At 71.6% G+C, this 22,803-nt stretch carries 20 protein-coding genes and 1 pseudogene; 9 read left to right on the plus strand and 12 right to left on the minus strand.

Going from position 1 to position 22,803, the window contains the following annotated elements; genetic code table 11:
* Together LNK82_RS19535 and LNK82_RS19540 are read right to left on the minus strand one after the other, a co-directional pair.
* Positions 1 to 2,892 (minus strand): non-ribosomal peptide synthetase (locus LNK82_RS19535; protein ID WP_230568448.1); only part of this gene is annotated, 2,892 nt, incomplete at its 3' end.
* Positions 2,893 to 3,032: 140 nt separating this feature from the next.
* Positions 3,033 to 3,248: an MbtH family protein gene (locus LNK82_RS19540; protein WP_230568449.1), complete on the minus strand. Its 216-nt coding sequence runs from the start codon at positions 3,246 to 3,248 to the stop codon at positions 3,033 to 3,035.
* Positions 3,249 to 3,750: 502 nt separating this feature from the next.
* Between LNK82_RS19540 and LNK82_RS19545 the strand changes: the two genes are divergently transcribed.
* Complete coding sequence (locus LNK82_RS19545) at positions 3,751 to 5,223, plus strand: family 43 glycosylhydrolase (RefSeq protein WP_230568450.1); 1,473 nt, start codon at positions 3,751 to 3,753, stop codon at positions 5,221 to 5,223.
* A 62-nt stretch (positions 5,224 to 5,285) separates the two neighbouring features.
* Positions 5,286 to 6,653 carry a glycoside hydrolase family 43 protein gene (locus tag LNK82_RS19550; protein ID WP_230568451.1) on the plus strand — a complete coding sequence of 456 codons (1,368 nt, stop codon included), beginning with the start codon at positions 5,286 to 5,288 and terminating at the stop codon, positions 6,651 to 6,653.
* Positions 6,654 to 6,720: 67 nt separating this feature from the next.
* Here LNK82_RS19550 and LNK82_RS19555 read toward each other — a convergent pair whose 3' ends face one another.
* Complete coding sequence (locus LNK82_RS19555; RefSeq protein WP_230568452.1) at positions 6,721 to 7,287, minus strand: phosphotransferase; 567 nt, start codon at positions 7,285 to 7,287, stop codon at positions 6,721 to 6,723.
* Between the two features lie 466 nt (positions 7,288 to 7,753).
* Here LNK82_RS19555 and LNK82_RS19560 point away from each other — a divergent pair, with 466 nt between their 5' ends.
* The gene (locus tag LNK82_RS19560; protein ID WP_230568453.1) at positions 7,754 to 7,951 is read left to right on the plus strand and encodes a hypothetical protein; all 198 of its coding nucleotides are present in this window, start codon (positions 7,754 to 7,756) and stop codon (positions 7,949 to 7,951) included.
* Between the two features lie 7 nt (positions 7,952 to 7,958).
* On the opposite strand, the gene LNK82_RS19565 is transcribed toward LNK82_RS19560, so the two are convergent.
* Positions 7,959 to 8,753, minus strand: a complete 795-nt coding sequence (locus tag LNK82_RS19565) for an SDR family NAD(P)-dependent oxidoreductase (protein WP_230568454.1) — start codon at positions 8,751 to 8,753, stop codon at positions 7,959 to 7,961.
* A gap of 313 nt (positions 8,754 to 9,066) precedes the next feature.
* On the opposite strand from LNK82_RS19565, the gene LNK82_RS19570 reads away from it, so the two are divergent.
* The gene (locus LNK82_RS19570; RefSeq protein WP_230568455.1) at positions 9,067 to 9,612 is read left to right on the plus strand and encodes an EF-hand domain-containing protein; all 546 of its coding nucleotides are present in this window, start codon (positions 9,067 to 9,069) and stop codon (positions 9,610 to 9,612) included.
* A gap of 79 nt (positions 9,613 to 9,691) precedes the next feature.
* On the opposite strand, the gene LNK82_RS19575 is transcribed toward LNK82_RS19570, so the two are convergent.
* From LNK82_RS19575 to LNK82_RS19585, 3 genes are read right to left on the minus strand one after another with little or no spacing between them, the layout of a single operon-like run.
* A complete protein-coding gene (locus LNK82_RS19575; protein ID WP_230568456.1) occupies positions 9,692 to 11,092 on the minus strand; it encodes a pyridoxal phosphate-dependent decarboxylase family protein in 1,401 nt (466 codons plus the stop codon).
* Positions 11,089 to 12,351 carry an MFS transporter gene (locus tag LNK82_RS19580; protein WP_230568457.1) on the minus strand — a complete coding sequence of 421 codons (1,263 nt, stop codon included), beginning with the start codon at positions 12,349 to 12,351 and terminating at the stop codon, positions 11,089 to 11,091. The genes LNK82_RS19575 and LNK82_RS19580 overlap by 4 nt, the downstream gene beginning before the upstream one ends.
* Before the next feature lie 57 nt (positions 12,352 to 12,408).
* Positions 12,409 to 12,999, minus strand: coding sequence for a TetR/AcrR family transcriptional regulator (locus LNK82_RS19585; protein WP_230568458.1), 591 nt, complete (start codon positions 12,997 to 12,999; stop codon positions 12,409 to 12,411).
* Between the two features lie 129 nt (positions 13,000 to 13,128).
* On the opposite strand from LNK82_RS19585, the gene LNK82_RS19590 reads away from it, so the two are divergent.
* The 3 genes and pseudogenes from LNK82_RS19590 to LNK82_RS19600 all read left to right on the plus strand — a co-directional run bounded on the left by LNK82_RS19590 (position 13,129) and on the right by LNK82_RS19600 (position 15,307).
* The gene (locus LNK82_RS19590) at positions 13,129 to 13,689 is read left to right on the plus strand and encodes an NmrA family NAD(P)-binding protein (protein WP_230568459.1); all 561 of its coding nucleotides are present in this window, start codon (positions 13,129 to 13,131) and stop codon (positions 13,687 to 13,689) included.
* 34 nt (positions 13,690 to 13,723) lie between these two features.
* Positions 13,724 to 14,874: pseudogene (locus LNK82_RS19595) on the plus strand (IS3 family transposase).
* Positions 14,875 to 14,965: 91 nt separating this feature from the next.
* Positions 14,966 to 15,307 carry a Rossmann-fold NAD(P)-binding domain-containing protein gene (locus tag LNK82_RS19600; RefSeq protein ID WP_230568460.1) on the plus strand — a complete coding sequence of 114 codons (342 nt, stop codon included), beginning with the start codon at positions 14,966 to 14,968 and terminating at the stop codon, positions 15,305 to 15,307.
* Between the two features lie 45 nt (positions 15,308 to 15,352).
* Here LNK82_RS19600 and LNK82_RS19605 read toward each other — a convergent pair whose 3' ends face one another.
* From LNK82_RS19605 to LNK82_RS19625, 5 genes are read right to left on the minus strand one after another with little or no spacing between them, the layout of a single operon-like run.
* The gene (locus LNK82_RS19605) at positions 15,353 to 16,735 is read right to left on the minus strand and encodes a cellulose binding domain-containing protein (RefSeq protein ID WP_230568461.1); all 1,383 of its coding nucleotides are present in this window, start codon (positions 16,733 to 16,735) and stop codon (positions 15,353 to 15,355) included.
* Between the two features lie 18 nt (positions 16,736 to 16,753).
* Positions 16,754 to 18,238, minus strand: a complete 1,485-nt coding sequence (locus LNK82_RS19610; RefSeq protein ID WP_230568462.1) for a beta-N-acetylhexosaminidase — start codon at positions 18,236 to 18,238, stop codon at positions 16,754 to 16,756.
* 18 nt (positions 18,239 to 18,256) lie between these two features.
* A complete protein-coding gene (locus LNK82_RS19615; RefSeq protein WP_230568463.1) occupies positions 18,257 to 19,078 on the minus strand; it encodes a carbohydrate ABC transporter permease in 822 nt (273 codons plus the stop codon).
* On the minus strand, positions 19,075 to 20,028 hold the full coding sequence (locus LNK82_RS19620) for a carbohydrate ABC transporter permease (RefSeq protein WP_230568464.1): 954 nt from the start codon (positions 20,026 to 20,028) through the stop codon (positions 19,075 to 19,077). The genes LNK82_RS19615 and LNK82_RS19620 overlap by 4 nt, the downstream gene beginning before the upstream one ends.
* Before the next feature lie 2 nt (positions 20,029 to 20,030).
* Complete coding sequence (locus tag LNK82_RS19625) at positions 20,031 to 21,275, minus strand: extracellular solute-binding protein (protein WP_230568465.1); 1,245 nt, start codon at positions 21,273 to 21,275, stop codon at positions 20,031 to 20,033.
* A gap of 179 nt (positions 21,276 to 21,454) precedes the next feature.
* Here LNK82_RS19625 and LNK82_RS19630 point away from each other — a divergent pair, with 179 nt between their 5' ends.
* Both LNK82_RS19630 and LNK82_RS19635 read left to right on the plus strand, forming a co-directional pair.
* A complete protein-coding gene (locus tag LNK82_RS19630) occupies positions 21,455 to 22,267 on the plus strand; it encodes a GntR family transcriptional regulator (RefSeq protein ID WP_230568466.1) in 813 nt (270 codons plus the stop codon).
* A gap of 78 nt (positions 22,268 to 22,345) precedes the next feature.
* On the plus strand, positions 22,346 to 22,753 hold the full coding sequence (locus tag LNK82_RS19635) for a VOC family protein (RefSeq protein WP_230568467.1): 408 nt from the start codon (positions 22,346 to 22,348) through the stop codon (positions 22,751 to 22,753).
* Positions 22,754 to 22,803: the final 50 nt, after the last annotated feature.

Genomic DNA, 22,803 nt, shown 5'->3' on the forward strand with positions numbered 1-22,803 from the left:
CCCCCCCGCCGTGGGCGGGGGGCGCCGGGGGGGGCGCGGGGCCCCCCCCCCCCCCCGGGGCCCCCCCCCCGACCGCAGCGCCGCCCGGTCCACCTTGCCGCTGCGGTTCAGCGGCAGCTCCGGCAGCGGCACGTACCGCGCCGGGCAGAGGTAGGCGGGCAGCCGTTCCGCGACGTGCGCGCGCACGTCCTCGACCTCGCACGACCCGGTCGGCACGACGAACGCCACCAGGTGCCGCGCGTCGTCGTCCCCGATCGGCAGCACGGCCGCCGCGGCGACCGCGGGGTGCTCCCGCAACACGGCCTCGACCTCGGCCGGTTCCACCAGGAACCCGCGCACCTTGACCTGCCGGTCCGCGCGACCCAGGAACTCCAGCACGCCGTCCGGTCGCCACCGGGCCAGGTCGCCGGTCCGGTAGAGCCGCCCGCCGGGCACGGCCCCGGGTGAATCGGGCGCGAACGGATCCGGCAGGAACTTCGAGGCGGTCAACCCCGGCGCGCCCCAGTACCCGCGCGCCAGCCCGTCGCCGCCGGTGTACAGCTCACCGGGCACGCCCACCGGCACGGGTCGCATCGACTCGTCCAGCACGTACACCGTGGTCCGCTGGATCGGCGTGCCGATCGGCACGGTCGCGCCGACGTCGTCGGCCGACCGCACGACGTGGCACGCGGTGAACGTGGTGTTCTCCGTCGGCCCGTACCCGTTGACCACCGGCTTCCCGCCGCGTGCCGCCAACGCCGCGCGCACCGCGTCGGGTGCGACCACGTCACCACCGGCGAGCAACTGCTCCACGTCGGCCACCAGCGACGGGTCGAGTTGGTGGAACAGCCCGGCGGTCAGCCACAGCACGCTCACCCGGTGCACGCGCAGCAACTCGGCCAGCACCGCCGGGTCGGGTGGACCGGACGGCGCGGCCACCACCCGGCCGCCGGTCAGCAGCGCGCCCCACACCTCCAGCGTCGTCAGGTCGAACGCGGTCGCGGACAGGTGCAGGAACGTCTGCCCCGGCCCGAACCGCGCGAACGTCGGCCGCGTGACCAGCCGGACCACACCCCGGTGCGGCACGGCGACGCCCTTCGGCTTGCCGGTCGACCCGGACGTGTAGTTGACGTAAGCCACGCTCAATGGATGCGCCCGGACCCCCGGAGATACCGGCGACTGCTCTGAAAGGTCCAATCCCGGCAAGACGACCGACGCCACGCCGTCAGGCAGGGCGCGTGGCCGATCGGACACCACCAACGGTGTGCCGGACTCGCGCAACGCCACCGCGTCCCGGGCCGCCGGGTTCGCCGGGTCCAGCGGCAGGTAGGCCGCACCGGTCTTCAGCACGGCCAGCACCGCGGTCACGAAGTCCGCACCACGCGGCAGCGACAGGGCCACCGGGCGGTCCACCCGGGCGCCCCGCGCCAGCAGCACGTGCGCCAAGCGGTTCGACCGCTCGTCCAGCTCCGCGTAGCTCAGCCACCGCTCGCCGTCGAACACCGCGTCCGCGTCGGGTCTGTGCCGCACCTGCTCGGAGAACAGGTCGGGCACGGTCGCGTCCGCCGGGAAGTCGATCGCGGTGTCGTTCCACGCGGTCAGCACCCGCGCCCGGTCACGCGGCTCGGCCAGGTGCCGCACGGGCCGGTCCGGCGCTTCGGCCATGCCCGCCAGCAGGTCCCGGACGTGCGTCAACACCGCGTCCGGCGCCCAACCCGGGAACCGGCCGGTGTCGTGGATCAGCTGGAAGCTCAGGTGCGGCTCGGCGAAGGCGTACAAGGTCAGGGCGTAACCGGGGGTGCGCAGGATGCGGACCCGCCTGCCCGGCGGCGCGGACGGCCGTGCGGCCAGCACCGTGCCGAGTTCGCGGTGCTCGAACAGCACGAGGCTGCGCATCAGCGACACGTCGTGCCCGGCCGCGCCCTGGATCACCGGCAGCGGGCACAGCTGGTGGTCGCGCGCCCGCACGGACCGCTCCCGCACGGATCGCAGCCAGTCGGCCACCGACGCGTCCCGGTCGACCGGCAGCCGCAGCGGCACGGTCGCCAGCAGCAGGCCGAGCATCTCCTGCGCGCCTTCGACGGTGCCGTGACGTGCCGCCCGGGTCACCCCGAACACGGCCTCGTCGGCGTGCGCGTGCGCGGTCAGCACCAGGCCCCACGCGGCCAGCACCACGGTGTTCACCGTGACGCCCGCCCGTTCGGCCAACGCTCGCACGGCCCCGGTCTCGGCGTCGGACAGGTCGAGCGCGGCCGTGGCCATGACGGGTGTGCCGGGCCCCGCGTGCTCCAGCGGCAGGGGAGCGGGCTCGGCCGACCCCGCCAGCTCCGAGGCCCAGAACCGCTCGTCGGCCAGCCGTTGCGGGTGCTCGGGCGCGATCCGGGCGTCGTGCCACCGGGCGTAGTCGGCGAAGTCGGGGCGTGGCGCGAACTCCAGGGCGCCGCCGGCGAGCCTGGCCGCGTAATCGTCGTCGATCTCGCCCAGCAGCATCGCGAGCGACCGGCCGTCGAGGATCGCGTGGTGGAACGTCGCCACCACCACGTCGCCGGGCAGCGCCACGACCCGCAGCGGCGGCGCGGCCACCGGGTCCACCCCGGCCCGCCGGTCGGCGGCCAGGAACGCGTCCAGGTCCGTCACCGAGCCGTCGACCAGCAGCGGGACGTCGTCGGCGGGCCCCGGCCACTGGTCCATGCCGCCGTCCGACCGCCAGGTGAACCGGGTGCGCAACACCGGGTGCCGTTCGACGGCGGCGCGCCACGCCGCGAGGTACGCGGCGGTGTCCAGGCCGTGCGGCCAGTGCTGCACGCACTGGATGACGTCGGTCCCGGCCGACGGGTCGCGCAACCCGGCCGCGATCATTCCGCTCTGCAACGGCAGAGCGGGCGCGAGTCGCGGCGCAGAATCCGTGTGCACAAAGCCTCCCCGACGAATGTGTTTCGGGTGCGCACGACCGAACCGGCCGCCGGGAAATTCCCGGAGACCGATTCCGGACAGCGTGGGGCACCCTTTAGTGCGGGCGTGCGGTAATGCGCGAGGTGTGGTCGGGCGGAGCGTCAGCCGCGGTGCGCGGCGATGTGCTCGCGGACGCTGCGCGGGCGCATGTCCGTCCACACCCGGTCGATGTGGGCCAGGCAGTCTTCCCTGGTGCCGCGCGTTCCCTCGGCCCGCCATCCCGGCGGGAGGTCCCGGTCGGCGAACCAGACCGAGTACTGCTCCTCGTCGTTCACCACGACGAGGAATTCGTGGTAATTGGCGTGCTCGTCAGTCATGCAGTGATCTCCTGCCCTTGGCGGATGCGGGCGGGTTGCCGGTCCGCGCAACGTTACGCCGCGCGTCTCGTAATGTGGAATCCTCTGAACGGTCGAACCCTTCATTCGTTTTGTGCGGTGAGCCTTATTTACCGTTCCTATGGAACGTCGCGCGCCGTGTCCGGTCGGTTACCAGAGGCTTTCCTGGGACCGCTGCCGGCCAATTCCGGGCAGGCCTGGAATGTGCACCCTTGTTATCGCTAACAGACGGGCACGATGCGGCCGAACGGCCTAACGAGTCGAAACCCTTCGACCACAGCGCGGTGTGCGGCGAGCGAAGACGAGCCGCTATTGAACCGTCGACGATCCTGCTGTTAGCGTTAACAGGTGCGAGGTCGAGTGGCCGGTGATCCCGTCCGCCCGCACCCGCCACCCGCCGCCAGCCCGTTCCACCGGCCCGCACCGGCTGCCACGCCGGCGGGCCGACCGTGTTCGTCCATGCAGCGTCGCAGGGAGAGCAACCATGAGATCGACTTATCGGAGCGCGCGCCGCGGCGGCGTCGTCCTCGCCACCGTGGCCACGCTGCTCGGTGGGATCACCTCGGCTCTGCCGCCCACGGCGTCGGCCGCGGTGGTCGACACCAACGCCTCGTACGTGCTGGTCAACCGCAACAGCGGCAAGGCCCTGGACGTCTACGACCTCGCCACCGCCGACGGCGCGCGGATCTCGCAGTACACGCGCAACGACGGCGCGTGGCAGCAGTGGCAGTTCGTGGACTCGGGCGGCGGCTACTACCGGTTGAAGTCGCGGCACAGCGGCAAGGTGCTGGACTTCGCCGACACCGCCGACCGCACCGGGCTGGCCCAGTGGACCGACCGCAACGGCACCAACCAGCAGTTCCGGCTGGCCGACTCGGCGGGCGGGTTCGTCCGGCTGCTCAACCGGGCCAGCGGCAAGGCCGTCGACGTGCTGGACTTCTCCACCGCCGACGGCGCGCAGCTCATCCAGTGGCCGGACACCGGCGGCACGAACCAGCAGTGGCAGCTGGTCAAGCTGGGAGCGCCCACTCCGGGCACCTTCACCAACCCGATCAAGCGCAACGGGCCGGACCCGTGGATGCAGTACTACAACGGGTACTACTACCTCGCCACGACGACGTGGAACTCCACGGTCACGATGCGCCGATCGCGGACGCTGGCCGGCTTGTCGACCGCGGCCGACCAGGTGGTCTTCAACCTGACGCGCCCGAACGGGTGCTGCAACATGTGGGCGCCGGAGTTCTTCCTGCTCAACGGCCGGTGGTACCTGTACTACGTGGCCGGGCAGAACGTGTCGGACTACAACCCGACGCAGCGGCTGCACGTGCTGGAGTCCTCGGGCACCGACCCGATGGGCCCGTACTCGTTCAAGGCCGACCTGGGCAGCACGTGGGAGTTGGACCCGAGCATCCTGCAGCACAACGGCAAGCTGTACCTGATGGGCAGCGCGATGGACGGCACCCAGTCGCTGACCATCACCCCGCTGTCCAACCCGTACACGATCAGCGGCGCGCGGCGCACCATCTCCCAGCCGACGCTGTCCTGGGAGCGGCAGACCGCGGCGGTCAACGAGGGCGCCGAGCCGCTGTACCACAACGGGCGCACGATGATCGTGTACTCGGCCAGCGCGTGCTGGGGCCCCGACTACAAGCTCGGCCTGCTCACGCTGACCGGCTCCGACCCGCTGAACCGGGCGCACTGGACGAAGTCGCCCAACCCGGTGTTCCAGCGCAACGACGGCAACGGGGTGTACGCGCCGGGCCACAACGGGTTCTTCAAGTCGCCCGACGGCACCGAGGACTGGATCGTCTACCACGCCAACGACTCCGCGTCCGGCGGCTGCGACATGAACCGGTCCACCCGCGCGCAGAAGTTCACCTGGAACGCGGACGGCACCCCGAACTTCGGCACGCCCGTCCGGCTCGGCACCACCCTCACCGCGCCCTCCGGCGAATGAGATTCCCCCCGGGGCGGGTGTCCCCCGCCCGCCCCGGGGTTCCCCCGAAAGGCACACGGCTGATGCTGCAACGACGCACACTGCTGGCCGGAGGCCTGGCCTCGCTGGCGCTCGCCCGGACCGGGGTCGCCGCCGCGGCGCCCGGTGACTCCGCCTACGTGATGGGCTACTTCACCGAGTCCCCGAACAAGGTCGCCGACCGGTACGCGCTGCACCTCGCGGTGAGCACCGACGGGCTCACCTGGACCCCGCTCAACCAGGGCAACCCGGTCGCCACGCCGACGGCGGGCACCGGCGGCCTGCGTGACCCGTTCATCATGCGCAAGCAGAACGGCGGGTTCGTCGTGCTGGCCACCGACCTCACCGGCACCGACTTCACCAGGCAGAACCAGTACATCCACGCCTGGGACTCGGCCGACCTGCGGTCGTTCACCGGGTACCGCAGGCTCAAGATGCACTCGATGCCGACCCACACGTGGGCGCCGGAGGCGTTCTGGGACGCCGCGCGCGGCCAGTACGGGATCCTCTACTCGGCCAACAGCGGCGGCCGTGACGCGTTCTACGTCAACTACACCACCGACTTCGTCACCGTCAGCGCGCCGCAGCTGTTCTTCGACCCCGGCTTCAACGTGCTCGACGCCACGGTGCACGTCGGCAACGGCGCCAACTACCTGTACTACAAGAGCTTCGCCGACGGCCGGCTCTACGGCGCGCGGTCGAGCACGCTCAACCCCCGCAGCTTCGACCGCGGCACCTACACCGGCGGGGTCGTCAGCGGCGGCATCGAGGCGCCCATCGTCGTGAAGGCCCACAACCGCAACGAGTGGTGGCTGTGGGGCGACTCGTTCTCCCCGGTGAACGGCGAGCTGTACGCGTGGCGCAGCGGCGACATCAACGCCAACTCCTGGACACCGCTGACCAAGGCGCAGTACACCCAGCCGCTCAACGCCAAGCACCCCACCATCTGCGGCATCACGGCCACCGAGCACGCCAACCTGCTGTCCCGGTGGGGCGCGCCGACCTGGAACCGGATCAAGTCCTACAACTTCCCGGACCACCTGATCCGGCACGCCGCCAACGTCGCGCGCATCGACCCGTACCCGTTCGACCCGTACCAGGACTCGCAGTGGCGCCTGGTCCCGGGTCTGGCGTCGTCGGCCGGGGTGTCGTTCCGCTCGGTAAACTTCCCGGACCGCTACCTGCGGCACGTGAACTACGCGGTCACGTTGGCGGCCGACGACGGCAGTCCGACGTTCGCCGCCGACGCCACCTTCCACCGCGTCGCCGGCCTGGCCGACGCCGGGTGGACCTCGTTCCGGTCGCACAACTTCCCCGACCGCCACCTCCGGCACGCCGGTTACGTCCTGCGCATCGACCCGATCAGCACCACGTCGGACCGCGCGGACGCCACGTTCCAGGTCGGGCACTGACCCAAAGGTCGGTCCGATCGGGCTGTGGGCGCGGCACCTCGGCGGCGTGCCGCGCCCACAGAGCTCCCTACCCCGGCAGCTGGGCCAGTGCGCGGGCGATGTTCTGCTCGACGATGTCGACCATCCCGGCGCGGTCGGGGAAGTCGCCGTCGAGCAGGCGCAGCGGACCCGCCACCAGTGAGAGGTAGGTGGCCAGGCGGTAGAGCGCCAGTCGGGCGGGGTCGAGGTCGACGCCCGGGTCGGCGAAGTGGTGGTAGTGCGGCCCGAAGCGCAGCTCCAGGAAGGCGTGCTCCCACTCGACGTCGAACGCCCTCACGCCCTCGATGTCGATGAGCACCGGCTCGTCCAGGTCAGCGTCGACCAGGACGTGGTCGGGACCCAGCTCGCCGTGCACCAGGCCGAACCGCGACCGCGGCGTGACGGCGGCGTGCCGCGACCGCAGCAGGTCGGCCAGCCGTTCCCGCGCGTCGGCGATCCGGTCGACGCGGGCGGCGGCTTCGGCGAGGTGGGTGAGCGCGTGGCTCAGCACGGCGTGCTCCACGCCGTGCTGAGCCGGGTCGGAGGTCCGGGAGTGCATCGCGCGCACCGCCGCGCCGAGCCGTGCGAGCACGCCTTCCGGCCCGCTGTGGATCACGGGTCGTCAACTCCTCCAGCGTGCCGCCGCGCACGTCCTCGACCACGGCGACGTCACCGAGCGGTCCACCGGGCTCGCGCAGGAGCACTCGGGGCACCCGGACACCGGCCGCCGACAGCTGTTGGTGCGCGCTCTCGAACAGGCTCAACCCGGTCGTGGACTGCGGGTCGGGCCAGAAGTCCTCGTCGGGGTGCCACACGCAGGCGACCGCACCGGTGCCGTCGGCCGGGTTCAACCGGTAGACGCCCTTCCTGGTCCCACCCCGCAGCCGCTCGACCGACACCAACTCCCGTGCCCCGAACACCGCCCGCGCCACACCGCGCAGGTCATCGACCCCGAGGTGCTCCCGCCTCACGTTCTCGTCCGAAGCCATGCCGAGCATGATCACGCACGCGCGACCGCGTTGTCGTGGGATTTCGGCCTCGTCGACGGGACGGTCGGGCATGATCAGGCTCGGGGGTGGGAGATGGCCCGGGTTGTCACGTGGTCCGGGTGCGGGCTCGTCGTCGTCCTGGCCTTGGCGTGGGGCGTGTTGGCGCAACCGACGTCCGTGGCCGGTGAGGCCCACCCGTGGTCGGGCAACACGCCGTTGGTCGACTACGACTACTCCGAGCTCACCCACGAGGCGTTCGACGCGACCGGAGCGGTGATCCCCGGCCGATGAGCCCGCGTCACGGCAGGATCGAGTCGACGTAACCACCGTCCACGCGCACCGCGGCGCCGGTCGTCGCCGAGGCCTGCGGCGAGGCCAGGTACACCACCAGGTTGCCGATCTCCTGGGGTTCGATGAGCCGGCCGAGCAGGGACTGCGGCCGGTGCACGCGCATGAACTCCCGCTGAGCCTCCTCCCACGGCAGCGAGCGGTCCACCAGTTGGTAGACGAAGTCCTCCACCCCGCCGGTGTGCGTCGGCCCCGCGATCACGCAGTTGACCGTGACGCCGCTGCCCGCCGCCTCCTTGGCGAACCCGCGCGACACACCCAGCAGCGCCGTCTTCGACACGCCGTAGTGGATCATCTCGGCCGGGATGACCACGGCCGAGTCGCTGGCGATGTACTGCACCCGGCCCCACCCGCGCTCCCGCATCCGCGGCAGGTAGGCGCGGGTCAGCCGGACCGCCGCCAGCACGTTGACCTCGAAGTAGCGCCGCCACTCGTCGTCGGTGATCTCCAGCGCCGGTCGCGCGCCGAAGACGCCGACGTTGTTCACCAGCACGTCCACCTCGGGCAGCGCCGCGACCAGCGACGCCGCACCCTCCGCCGTCGACACGTCCGCGGCGGCGCCGAGCACGTTCGCGCCCGGCACCACTTCCCGCAGCCGTGCCACCGACTCGTCGACGACGTCGGCCTTGCGCCCGTTCACCGCGGTGCGGGCGCCGGCCCGCGCCAGCGCCGCCGCGATCGCCTCGCCGATGCCCTGCGTGGAACCGGTGACCAGCGCCGTCTTCCCGCTCAGATCCAGGTGCATGGCGACCATGATCGCGCAAATGGCGCAACGCCGCCGGTCGCCGACGCCCGCTCGCCGCGCTCACCAGTAGATCCCGCTCCGGGAATGGCTCGTCCCGGCGCGGTCTCCCGGTGGAGCCTTTCCGTTCTCGGCGCCATTGCGGGCGTGCCGACGCGATTTGTGCGGTGATCTCCACTCTCGGTCGTTGTCAAGATGCCGAGAAAACACCATCGAGTGATAGTCGAACCCGTATTCCTGCTGCCGGATGGCGGCGAGCCGTCAGTAGGCTGCCCATCGCGGACAGGCCGTGTCATCGATCGGAAGAGGGGCCTTCATGTCGGATCGGGTTCTGCTCGACAACATCGACCGGGTTTTCGCGATCCTCGACGTGGACGGCGACGGCGGGGTCAGCAAGGGCGATTTCACCTCGATGGGCGCCGGGGTGGCGAGGGAGTTCGGGTTCGAAGAGGACGCGCCGCAGGCCCGGAGCCTGATCGCGAAGTACGAGGGGATCTGGGACTGCATCTCCGGCGCGGACCTCGACGTCGACGGCGTGGTGGGTGCGGCGGAATTCCGCGAGGCCCACACGTCCGGGAGGGTGGACACCGAGGTGGTGGTCGAGAGGTGGCTGTCCGCGACGCACGGGAATTTCGAGGTGGCCGACCGGGACGGTGACGGTTACATCGACCTGGACGCCTTCGCCGCCATCTACCGGGGAGCGGGAATCCCGGACCGGAAGGTCGCGGAGACGGCGTTCGGGGCGATGGACGTCGACGACGACGGCCGCCTCGACTGGAATGAACTGTCCGCGCACGCGCGAGGTCTGTTCACGGCGACCGACGAGTCCGCGAAGGGCGTCCGAATGGTCAGCGGCGACTGACGGCGCCGGCGCATTCCGAACGGCGCCGGCGCATTCCCGGTGCGGCAGCGGTCACCCGGTGGTGCGAACGCCCGGGTGTTCACGAGTACAGCGCGCCCAGGAACTCCACCAGCAGTCGCTCCCGCAGCGCCGGGCTCGCCGCCGCGAGCAGCGTGTTCACCGTCGCCATCCGGTCGGGCAGCACGCCGTCGCCGCCGCCCATGCCCGCCGCCGCGAGCAGCCCGCCGAACTCCTCCGGCGTGAGCGAGTCCGGCTCCAACCCGCCGACGAACGCCACGATCTCCGGCGCCACTTGCACCGGCCCGGCCGCTACGGCGGCCTCCACCGACGCCCTCAGGTCGGCCAGGAGCTCCGACTCGTGCCCGGCGTTCGCCGCCGTCACGGTGAGGTGCAGGTTCGCGGGGGAGGAGCGGTGGGCGAACTGCGGCTGCACGTACCAGTTCCGCGCCTTCATCTCGTCGGCCACGGTGAACACGTCGAAGTCGTCGCGCGAGGCCGCGACCGCCAGCAACGTCGCCGACGGCTCGCCCAACACCCGCAGGCCGTCGATCTTCGCGATGCCCTCGCGCAGCACGCGTGTGCTCTCCAGGGCCTGGCGCGCGAGCGAGCGGTACCCGTCGTCACCGATGTGCCGCAGCACGGCCCACGCGGCGGCCAGCGGTCCACCTGATCGGGTGGACTGGGTGGTGGAGTTCAGCATCGTGTAACCGGGCCACGCGGCGGAGGCGAAGTACTGCGCCCGGCGCAGGTCGGCCGACGCGTGCAGCAGCACGGACGTCCCCTTCGGGCAGTACGCGTACTTGTGCAGGTCCACCGAGATGCTGGTGACCCCCGGCACGGCGAAGTCGAACGGCGGCGCGTCCGGCGCGTGCGGCAGCACCCACCCGCCGATGCACGCGTCCACGTGGCAGCGCACGCCGCGCTCGAGAGCGGCAGCCGCGATCTCGGGCACCGGGTCGACCACCCCGTGCGCGTACGACGGCGCACTGGCCACCACCAGCACGGTGGACTCGTCGATCGCCGCCGCCATCGCCGCCGGGTCCGCCCGGAACGTCCCCGGGTCCACCGGCACCGCGACCACCCGGACGCCGAAGTAGTGCGCGGCCTTGTGGAACGCCGCGTGCGCGGTCTCCGGCAGTACCATCGACGGTCGGGCGACGTCCGGCCGCGAGTCCCGTGCGGCGACCACCGCGAGCAGGCACGATTCCGTGCCGCCCGACGTGACCGTGCCGACCGTCGCGTCACCGCCGCCCAGCAACCGCGCCGCCGTGCGGACTACGTCGTTCTCCAGGCGCAGCAGGCTCGGGAACGCGGTCGGGTCGAGCCCGTTCACCGAGGACGCCAGCGCGTGCGCGGACGCGGCCAACTCGTCCAGGCCCGGCAGCGCGCTGTCGTACACGTAGGCCAGCGTCCGCCCACCGTGCGTGGGCAGGTCACCGGCCCGCAACGCACGCAGCTCGGCCAGCACGTCCTCGGTCACGCGGTCTCCTCACGCAGCAGGGGCAGGGCCGCCAACGCCAGCACGGCCGGGATGACGGTGAAACCGAGCAGCGCGGCCGTCACCGCGCCGGAGGGCTGCACGGCCGAGCCGTCGGTGCTCGCGACGTACCCGCCGAGCGCCAGGACCAGCCCGTACACGCCGGGACCGAGCGCCAGCCCCAACGTCTCACCGGCCGTCCACACCCCGGAGAACAGACCCGCGCGGGTCGCGCCGGTCCGCCGCTCCTCCGCGGTGATCACGTCCGGCAGCATGGCCAGCGGGAACACCTGCATGCCCGCGTAACCCACGCCGATCACGGCCATCAGCGCGAGCACCGCCGCCACCGGCAGCACCCGTGACGCGGTCAGCCCGGCCACCGCGACCGCGAACAGCACCGACGCCGCGACCAGCCCGACCCGCTTGCCGTGCCGCCGCCCGACGCGCTGCCACAGCGGCATCACCAGCAGCGCGGGCCCGACGAACCCGGCGAACAACGCGGTCTGCAGCCCCGGCTCGCCCACCACCAGCCGGGCGAAGTAGTCGACACCGGCGAGCATCGTGCCCAGGCCGACGGCCTGCACCACGAACGCGGCCAGCAGCAGCCGGAACGGCCGCGAGCCGCGCACCGCCGCCACCAGCTCGCCCACGCCGGCCGCCGCGGGCACCCGCCGTGACGCCGGCGCGCCGCGCGTGCCCGCGACCGTGGCCAGCGTGCCGACCACCATCAGCGCCGCGACGGCCGCACCCATCCCCGGGTAGCCGACCGCGTCACGCACCGCCGGCGCGCCCGCGCCGCTGATCAGGATCGCCAGCGCCAGGAACGCCATCCGCCACGCCATCAGCCGGGTGCGCTCGTCGTAGTCCTCGGTGATCTCCGCGGCCATCGCCACGTACGGCACCTGGAAGAACGCGTACGCCGTCGCACAGGCCAGGAACACCAGCGCTACGTACACGACCGCGCCCGTCCCGGTGAACGGCCCGGCGAACAGCAGCGCGAACAACACCGCCGTCGCCAGCCCACCGCGCAGCAGGAACGGCCGCCGCGCGCCGGCCCGGTCGCTGATCCGTCCCGCCACGGGGTTGAACAGCACGTCCCACGCCTTCGGCACGAGCACGAGCAGACCGGCCACGGCGGCGGGCACGGCCAGGCCATCGGTCAGGTACGGCAGGAGCAGCAGACCGGGCACGGTGCCGAACGCGCCGGTGACGAACGACCCGGTCGCGTAGCCCGCCCGGGTGCCGCGCGTGATCTGCCGCATAGGCGGAAGAGTTTCGCATTCGCCCCCCTGCCTGCGCGAGGGCGACTTCGGGGGTGCTCAGGTCCGTGCCACCCGCCCGGCGGGCGGCACGACGCCCGTGAGCTCGGCGACCAGCGCCACCGCGACTTCGTCCGCCCTCTCGCCGCCGGGGTGCGCCGCGCTCGCGTACATGCCCTCGATGACGAGCCAGATCCGGTCCGCCAGCAGGTCCGGCCGGGCGGCGCCGGTCCGTGCGGCCAGGTCGGCGATGTGCCCGCGCACGTCCGCCAGGTGGTCGGCGGCGAACCCGCCCACCCGGTGGTCCGGGAACTCGGTGAAGCAGTTGCGGAAGGCGCAGCCGCGGTAGTCGGGCTCCCGCACCTGAAGGGCCGCCAGCTCCGCGATCGCGACCAGTTGGGCCGCGGGGTCGTCGGCCAACGGCGCCGTGACCTCCTCGACCTGCGCCAGCCAGGTCGCGCGCAACCCGGCGAGGTGGGCGAGCACCAGGTCGTCCTTGCTCGGGAACTCGCGGTAGAGCAGGTTCTTGCCGCAGCCGCACTCGTCGACGATCCGCTGCATGCCGACCGCCCGCACGCCGTGCGCGGTGAAGAGCCTGGCCGCGGTGTCGAGGATGCGGTCCCGGGTGTCCGGTGCCGGCTGACGAGCCATTGCTGCCTCCCGTGCCGAGCTTAGCGGACCGTTCGGTCCGGTCGCCTTGACGTGACGGCCGCCGTCGGCACAGGATTGCCGGACCGATCGGTCCGGGACCGATCGGTCCGTTCAACGAGGGGATTCGCGATGTCGGCACCCGGGGTGCTCGTGTTCGGCTCCACCGGCAGGACCGGTGGCACCGTGGTGGACCGATTGCTGGCCGCGCACCGGGCCGGTGAGGTGCGGCTGATCGCGGCGGTCCGCCGTGCCGAGGCCGCGGCGGCGTTCGAGGCGCGGGGGATCGAGGCGCGGCACGTCGACCTCGACTCGGCGGAGCGGCACGGGCCGGCCCCGATCGTCGCGGCGCTGCGGGACGTGCGACGGGTGTTCCTGGCGACCGGGTACGACGTGCGGATGCTGGGCCAGGCGAAGGCGGTGATCGACGCGGCACGGCCGGCGGGCGTCGACCACGTCGTCCACCTCGGCGTGCACGCGCAGCCGGACACCACCATCGTGCACTTCGGCTGGCACCAGGTGGTGGAGGCCTATCTGGAGCGGTCCGGGCTCGGGCACACGAACCTCCACCCGACCTCCTTCATGCAGAACCTCCTGATGCCGGCCATGAGCGACGCGGGATCGGCCGTGCTCACCCACTACGTCGGAGACGCTGATCCTCCCCTGGTTGTGCGGAGTCGGGTTACTGGATGATCACTCATCTCAGTAGCCCGGAGGACAGCCCACGATGCCCAAGCGGTACCCACCCGAGTTCCGGCGCAAGGTCCTCGACCTGGTCGCGTCCGGTCGCCGCGTCGCCCAGGTGGCGGCGGACCTCGACATCAGCGACCAGACGATCTACGCCTGGCGCCGCCAGGAGCTCATCGACTCCGGGCAACTACCCGGCACCACCAGCGCCGACAACGCCGAGCTGGTCGCCGCGCGTCGTCGGATCGCCGAACTCGAGACCGAGGTCGCCGTCCACCGCCGCGCCGCCGAACTGCTCAAGGAGGGCAGCACCCCAAAAGGCGATACGAGGCGGTCACGGTGATCGCCTCCGAGGGCCGGTCGATCCAACTCGCCTGCCGCGTGCTCGGAGTGTCCGAGTCCGGCTTCTACGACTGGCGCGGCCGCGCTCCCTCGCAGCGGGCGATCCGCCAAGCCTGGCTCGTCGACTTGATCCGCGAGATCCATGTCGAGTCGTTCCAGGTCTACGGCTCCCCGCGAGTGCACGCCGAGCTCACCCTCGGCCGCGGGGTCACCGTCGGGCACAACACCATCGCGCTTCTCATGCGCCGCAACGGAATCAAGGGCCTGCCCAATCGACGCCGCCCGCGTTCGAGGCACGACACGCCCACCGCGGTGGACCTGGTCGAACGCGACTTCGCCCGCGCCGCGCCGAATCAGCTGTGGGTCACCGACATCACCGAGCACCCCACCCGTGAGGGAAAGGTGTACTGCGCGGTCGTGCTCGACGTCCATTCCCGCCGTGTCGTCGGCTGGTCGATCGACTCCAGCCAGACCGCCGCATTGGCCACCAACGCCCTCGGGATGGCGATCTCGAACCGGTCTCCGCTGTCGGACACGGTGATCCACTCCGATCACGGAGTCCAGTTCACGTCATGGACTTTCACCAGGCGTGCCAGGGATTCCGGGCTTCTGCCGTCGATGGGTTCGATCGGTGACTGCTACGACAATGCCATGATCGAATCGTTCTGGGGACGCGTGCAGACGGAGCTGCTCGACCGCCGACGATGGCGCACCCGGCTCGAGTTGGCCAACGCCCTGTTCGAGTACCTCGAGATGTTCCACAACCGCCGTCGACGCCACACCGCACTCGGAATGCTCACCCCGATCGAGTACGAACTCCGACACGCCAGGATCGCTCCAGTAGCCTGAACTCCAGCAACCCGACTCCGTCAAACGGGGTGAGGATCACGCCGAGACCAGCTGGGTCGACACCGAGGACGTCGCGGAGGTCGCGTCGGTCGTGCTGCGGTCGCCCGCGGAACACCGGGGCCGCAGCTACGGGCTGGGCACGGAGACCGCCACGATCGGCGGGATCGCCGCCGTGCTCTCGGACGTGACCGGCCGGGAGTGGAGGTACGAGCCGAAGGAGCCGGCGGAGTTCTTCGCGGCGATGACGGCGGCCGGCGCGGACCCGCTCTACATGGCCTGCGTCCGCACGGTCTTCGAGCGGACCAGGGAGGGGTCGTTGCCCGAGACCGCGGCCACGTTCGACACGGTCGAGCGGATCACCGGGCGGCCCGGCGCCTCGCTGCGGGACTTCCTCGAGCGCCACCGCGCGCACTTCGCGCCGGCGACCTCCTGAACGCGGGCGCCCGGGCCGGGCGACGCCGCCCGGCCCGGGGCCGGCTCAGCTCGCGGGCACCGTGTCGACGTGGTCCACGCCGGACGTGCGGTAGCCCGCCACGCGCGACTGCACCTGGGCCGGGCTGAGCACCTGGTCCTTGGCGAAGTACACGTAGTCCACGTGCTGCTGGTAGGCGCGGTCACCGGGCGCGCCCGCCAGGCCGCCGGAGATGAACCACAGGTTGAAGTTGAGCGACATCGGGGTCTCCGGGTAGTACTTGTCACCGTGGTCGGCCACCTGCGCGCCGTCGATGAAGTACTTCACCCGGCCGCCGGACACCTGGATCACCAGGTCGTGCCAGCCGGCGTAGCTCTGCCGCTGTTCGGTGTGGACGTTGTCGGCGATCCAGGGCTCGTTCTGGTAGGTCTCCCAGGTCGTCTCGTACATGATGTTGGCCGGCTCGCCCCACCCGCCGTTGGGCAGGTACTCGAAGTCCAGCTCGCCGTAGTTCGGGTCCAGGTTGCTGTTCAGCGGCGTGATGGTGAAGAACGTCTGCACCACGTGGTCGCCATCGGGGCCGTAGACCGGCGCGTCGGAGAACTTCACCCGCGCCGCGTACGTGCCCTCGAAGAACTTCCGCTGGTGGTACAGCTCGGTCTGCCGCGCGGACGAGCCGTTGTTGGACGACTCCAGCCGCATCGACTTCTGGCCGTCCACGGTCGGGAACGTCACCATCGCGGGGTCCCACACCGCGCCCGGCACGCCCGGACCGCCGCCGCCCGAGCGGACCGTCCAGCCGCGCTGGGAGATCCGCGAGTCGCCGGAGCCCGTGTAGTTGAAGTCGTCGAACAACGCCGGGCCGTTCGGGTTCGGCGGGGTCGTCGTCGTGGTGGTCGTGGTCGGACCGGTGCCGCCGGGAGGCGTGCCCCACAGCAGGGTCGCGCCCCGGTGCACGGTCACCTTCGACCACGCCGAGTAGGCACTGGCCGAGCGGAACGAGTAGTCGTCGGACTGGGTGATCGGCCCCCAGTTCGACCGGTAGAACCGCAGTTGCAGGTCACCGCTGTCGGCGCCGGGCGCGAGCGAGCCCGCGCCCGCGGTGAACCCGACCTCCAGGTACCGGTCGGCCGGACCGCCGGTCAGCGTGCCGAACGTGCCGGTGACGTTGCCGCAACCGCGCACCGCCCACGAGCACGCGAAGCGGTAGCCGACGTCCGGCGTCTCGCTCTTGAAGTAGTAGCGGACCTTCACCTCGGCCAGCGGCACGGTCGTGCCGCCGGTGTTGACCAGCTTCAACCACGGTTCGACCTGGTCGGTCGTCGCACCGGACGCGCTGGTCCGGTACTGGGCGGTGACCACGTCGGCGGCCAACGCCATCGGGGCGGCCACCAGCGCGGCGACGGACACCGCGGCGGCTCCGATCGCGGCGATCATGCGTGCGTGCACTTCGTGTTCCTCCTCAAGTCAGCAGGGTGGGACAGGGGAGCGGGCGTCGTCCTCCTTCCTCGACAGGGGCACGGACAGCGCGCTCAGGCGGCCGGTGTGCGCGCGCATCCGTTCGGTGAAGTCGGTCCAGGAGGGGCGTTGCGCCCAGAGGGTGTCGGCCAATGCCGCCAGCCGGGGGTACGCCAGCCGTTCCAGGTGGTGCGCGGTCGGCACGTACTCCGTCCACAGCGCGCACTGGGCGCCGAGCACGCCGTCCGGCAAGGGCAGGTCGTAGACGTCCTGCGCGGTCACCACCAGGCCGGGCTGCCCGGCGGGCTCGTCGGGGTCGGCGGACTGCGGGTAGTCCAGGTAGGTCGACCGGTGCGGCGCCATCACCACGTCGTGCCCGAGGTCCAACGCCGTGCGCGCGTCCGCCGCGTCACGCCACGGCATCACCACCACGCGCGGGTCGCCGATCGGCTCCCACGACACCGGCACCCGTCCGCGTGCCACCACGTGGTCGGCCATCGCGCGCAGGAACCAGCCGTGCAGCTCGTGCGGCCCGGCCAGCCCTTCCCGCCGGACCCGCCGTGACGCACCGGGGCCGGCCTCCCACTCCGAGGTCGGGCACTCGTCGCCGCCGAGGTGCACGTGCCGGCCGGGGAACACCTCGATCACCTCGTCCAGCACGTCCCGGCAGAATTCCAGCACGGCGTCGTCCACGCCGAACACCTCGTCGCTGATGCCCCAGCGCGTCCACACCGGCAACCTCCGCCGGGGGAAGTTGCCCAGGTGCGGGTAGGCGGCCAGGGCGGCACGGGCGTGACCGGGCATCTCGATCTCCGGCACGATCCGGACGCCGCGTTCGTCGGCGTAGGACACCAGCGCGGCCAGCTCCGCGCGCGTGTACGAACCCCCGTGCGGCACACCGTCGCCCATGGTCTCCGCACGCCACCCGCCGACCGAGGTCAACCGCGGGTGGCGCGGCACCGGCATCCGCCAGCCCTGGTCGTCGGTCAGGTGCAGGTGCAGCACGTTCAGCTTGTGCACCGCCATCAGGTCGACGAACCGGCGCACCACGCCGACCGGCTGGAAGTGCCGTGCCACGTCCAGCAGCACGCCCCGCCAGGGCAGCCGCGGCGCGTCCCGGACGTCCACCCCGGGCAACGTCCAGTCCACACCGGACACCGGCCGCGAGCCCAACGCCGTCGGCGCCACCAGCTGCCGGATCGTCTGCACGCCGTGCGCCAGCCCGTGGCGCGTCGCCGCGCGCAACACCACCGCGTGTTCGTTCACGGTCAGCGCGTAGCCCTCGTCACCGAGCCCGACCAGCCGGTCGTCCAGCGCGAGCACCACCCGGCCGTCCTCGTGCAGCGGCAACGGCAAGCCGGTTGCCGGGCGCAGCAGCGCGCGCAGCAGCCGGGCCGCGCCCTGGGCGCCGGGCGTGGCCCGGATCGCCGTGTCGCGGTCGAGCGCGAACCGGCCGTGCCGCCGGATCAGCCGGGTCGGTCGTGGCACGATCACGAGTTCCTCCAACGAACGTCAGCCCTTGACCGCGCCGCCGACGATCCCGGTGGTCACCCGGCCCTGGAGCACGAGGAACACCACCAGCACCGGCAGCATGAACAGCGTCGAGGCGGCCATGGTCGCGCCCCAGTCCGTGCCGAACGTGTTGCTGAACGAGGAGAGCCACACCGGCAGGGTGCGGTCGTCCTGGTCCTTGATGATCAGCACGTTGGCGAAGGCGAACTCGTTCCACGCGGTGATGAACCCGAACAGCGAGGTCGCCAGCAGACCCGGCGCGAGCAGCGGGAACACCACCCGCCGGAACGCCTGCGCCCGCGAGCACCCGTCCACCAGCGCCGCCTCTTCGAGGTCGACGGGGATGGCGGCGAGGAACCCGCGCAGCGTCACGACGGTGAACGGCAGCGTGATCATGAAGTAGACCAGCGTGAGCATCCAGAGCGTGTCGAGCATCCCGGTGTCCCGGGCGATCACGTAGATCGGGATGAGCAGCGCCTCCCACGGCGTCATCTGCGCGACGAACACCATCAGGATGAACCCGCGCCGCCCCTTCCACCGCAGCCGCGCCACCGCGAACGCCGCCAGCAGCGCCACCACCAGCGACAGCAGCACCGCGCCGCCGGCCACCAGGACGCTGTTGCGCCAGAACGACCAGAACCCCTGGGCCGAGACCGCCGTGCCGAAGTGCTCGAACGTCAACGACAGCGGAAGGAACGTCGGCGTCTCCGCCTGGATGTCGCGCGTCGGCTTGAACGCCGTCAGCACCATCCAGTACACGGGGAACACGGACACCACGAACACGACCACCGCCGCGACACCGCGCAGCACCCGCCCCGTCACGAGGCCTCCTCCTGCCGGTACATCTGCCGGAAGTACGCCAGCAGCACCAGCACGAGCAGCAGCACCATGAGCATCGACACCGCCGCGCCGAGGTCGTAGCGCTGCAACGACTGCGCGACCTGGAACGCGTACACGGGCAACGTCGTGGTCGCCTGTCCCGGCCCGCCCTGGGAGATGACCCAGATCTGCACGAACGCCTTGACCACCCAGATCACTTCCAGGCACGTGATCAGCCCGAACATCGCCCGGAGCATCGGGAACGTGATGGCGGCGAACACCCGCCACGCGCCCGCGCCGTCCATCCGCGCCGCCTCGTACAGCTCGGACGGGATCGTCACCATCGCCGCGTACAGCGACAGCGCCGCGAACGGCACGGACTGCCACACGATCAGCGCGACCAGGATGGCGAACGTGGCGGGACCGTCGGCGAACCACGTGTAGTCCCGGTAGCCGTCGAACCCCAGCTCGACCAGCGCCCAGTTGACCACCCCGAGCCGGGACTGGAACAGCCACTGGAACACCGTGGTCGCCGCGATCACCGGCGTCGCCCACACCAGCACGAGCCCGGACATCACCAGCAGCCGCGTCCACTTCCCGAGCCGCACCAGCAGCAACGCGACCTGGGTGGACAGCACCATGATCAGCACGACGTTGATCGCGGTGAACACCAGCGTCCGCCGCACGACGGCCCAGAACTCCGGGTCGCCCAGCACCCGGGCGTAGTTCGCCGGGCCGACGAACCGCGCGTCGCCGCGCACCAGCTGCGGCAGGCCGAACTCCTGCACCGAGATGACCACGTTGCGCACCAGCGGGTACAGCAGCAGGAACCCGGTGGCCAGCACGGTCGGCGCGATCAGCAGGTAGGGCCACCAGGACGTGCGGCGGCGGCGCGGCGGGGGAGGGGACGGGGGCGGGCGGCGCTCGATCGCCCGCGTCAACGTCGTCGTCATCGCTAGGCGCCCGAGTTGAGCGCCTGGGTGATCACCTTGTCCGCCTCGGCCGCGGCGGTCGCCGGGTCGGCGCCGGTCAGCACCGCGGTCAGGAACTCCTTGATCGGGTTGCGCGCCTCGACCGCCGCCCAGTTCGGTGAGTTCGGCGTGGCGCGCCCGTTGACCGCGCCGGCCGCCATCGCCGCCGCGCCGGGGTCGTCGCCGACCGCGTCCGCGAGCGACGTCCGGTTCGGCACGTAGTTCATCGCCTTGGCCAACTCGACCTGCCACTTCTCCCCGGCCAACGCCTTGACCACGGCGTACGCGCCGTCCTGGCGGGTGGAGGCCAGTGGGATGATCAGGTCCGAGCCGCCGGTGAACACCGCGCCCGGCGTGGTCGCGGTCTTGCCGGGGATGGGGAAGAAGCCGAGCTGGTCGGCCAGCGCGGGGTTGGCCTTGGCGACGAGCTTCGCCGCGCCCGGCACCGCGATGAACTGCGCGACCTCGCCGCCCGCGACCACGTCGGTCTGCTGCGGCTTGGCCTCGTCGGAGTCCTTCGGCCCGTCGCCCAGCGCCTGCAACCGCCGGTAGAAGTCCGCGCCCGCCAACGCCTCCGGCGTGTTCAACGAGCCGGACCACTCGCCGCCGTCCTGCTTCGCCAAGTCGCCGCCCTCGTCCCAGACGAAGCCGGACAGCACGTACCAGTTCTGGCCGGGCAGGTAGATGCCCTGCGTGTCGCCCTGGTCCAGCTTCCCGGTGGCGGCCAGCCACTCGTCCCGCGTCGTCGGCGGCGTCACGCCCGCCGCCGCGAACAGGTCCTTGCGGTAGATGACGACCCGGTTGGCCGCGTAGAACGGGATGCCGAACTGCTTGCCGCCCACCGCGCCCGGCTCGGCGAGGCCGGGGATCCAGTCGCCGCCGCCGAGCTCGCCGACCTTGCCGGACAGGTCGGTGACGCCGTCGCTGGACGCGTACTGGGCGACCTGCGTGTTGCCGACCTCGATTACGTCCGGCGGGTCGGTGCTGGCCAGCGCGCTGGTCACCTTCTGCGTGATGCCGTTCCACTCCTGGATCTGGATCTTCAGGTCGAACTCGGGGTGGTCGCGCTCGAACTCGGTCTCGAAGCGGCTGACGAGGTCGTCGGTGGCCGTGTCCTTCATCAGCCAGACGGTGATCTCCTGCTTGCCGCCGGACGCGCCCGGATCGGGACCACAGGCGGACAGGGCGAGCGACGACGCGAGGACGAAGGCGACGGAGCGGTTCGGCACGTCTCACCTCTTATCTGACCAATTGGTAAACTCGCTGGAGCCACCCGAAGATGGCATAGACCAATGTGGCAGTCAACACCCAGTTCACGGCCGTGAGAGCGCTCTCGATCTTGGTGATTATCGACTTGACCACTGGTCTGACATACTGGTCGACGACCGGCAAGACGAAGCGAGGCTGCATGGCCGAACCGATCCTCAAGCGCGAACGGGTGCGCGACTACCTGCTCGAACTCATCGAGACGCACCCGCCCGGCGCGCCCATCCCGGCCGAACGGGTGCTGTGCGCGCAGCTGTCGGTGTCCCGGCCCACGCTCCGCTCGGCGGTGGACGAACTGGTCAACACCGGCCTGCTCATCCGCCAGCACGGCCGCGGCACGTTCGTCGCGCCCGCCAAGATCACCCAGGAGCTGGTGTCGGCCGACCGCGCGATGACCGTGCCGCAGGCCGGCGGCGCGTGGACCAGTCGGGTGCTGGAGCACGCCCGCATCCCGGCGGGCGCCCGGGTCGGCCGCAGGCTGCGCGTGTCGCCGGCGGCCGAGATCACCTACATCGCCCGGCTGCGCCTGGTCGACGGCGCGCCGATGGCGATCGAGTACCTGCACGTCCCGGTCGCCGTCGCGCCCGGCCTCACGGTGGCGGACATGGAGTCGGGCAACTTCTACGACCGGCTCGCCGACCACGGCGTGCACGTCAGCGACGCGGTGCAGTCCATCGAGCCGACGGTCACCAACGACGCCGAGTCGGAACTGCTCGGCGTGCCGGTGTTCGCGCCCGCGCTGCTGTTCGAGCGGCTGACCAACGACACCACCGGCCGTCCCGTCGAGTACGTGCACTCGCTGTACCGGGGCGACCGCTACCGGATCGTCTCGAAGCTGTCGCTCGCGCCGTCCGCGCCCACGCCCGGCGCGCGGACCGGCCACCACCCCGGCATCCCGCCCGGCGACCTGTCCTCCGGCCAGGTCCGCTCGGCCACCACCGGTGACGTCCAGTAGCCCCTGGTGCCTTCCCCTGCGGCCGGTGGCCGGTGCTGCCAGGATGGGCCCGCCCTTACGACCTCCGAGGAGGACACGGTGACCTCTCGACTCAACCCGTACATCAGCTTCGCGGGGAACGCGCGCGAGGCGATGGAGTTCTACGAATCGGTCTTCGGCGGCACGCTGCGGCTCAACACGTTCGGCGAGTACGGCCAGGCCGACGCGCCGGAGGCGGAGAAGATCATGCACGCCATGCTGGAGACGCCGAGCGGCTACACGCTGATGGGCGCCGACACCCCGCCCGGGATGCCGCACAACCCCGGCGACAACATCACCGTCAGCCTCAGCGGCGACGACGTCGACGAACTGCGCGGCTACTTCGAGAAGCTGTCCGACGGCGGCACCGTCACCGTGCCGCTGGAGAAGCAGATGTGGGGCGACGAGTTCGGCTCCTGCCAGGACCGGTTCGGCATCTTCTGGATGGTCAACATCAGCGGCGCGTGAGCCCGCCCGCCGCCACTCCTCGTAGGATCGCCACGTGACACGTGGAGGCG

Origin of the sequence: Saccharothrix luteola (assembly GCF_020859565.1) — a bacterium.
In the GTDB taxonomy this organism is placed as follows: Bacteria; Actinomycetota; Actinomycetes; order Mycobacteriales; family Pseudonocardiaceae; genus Actinosynnema; species Actinosynnema luteola.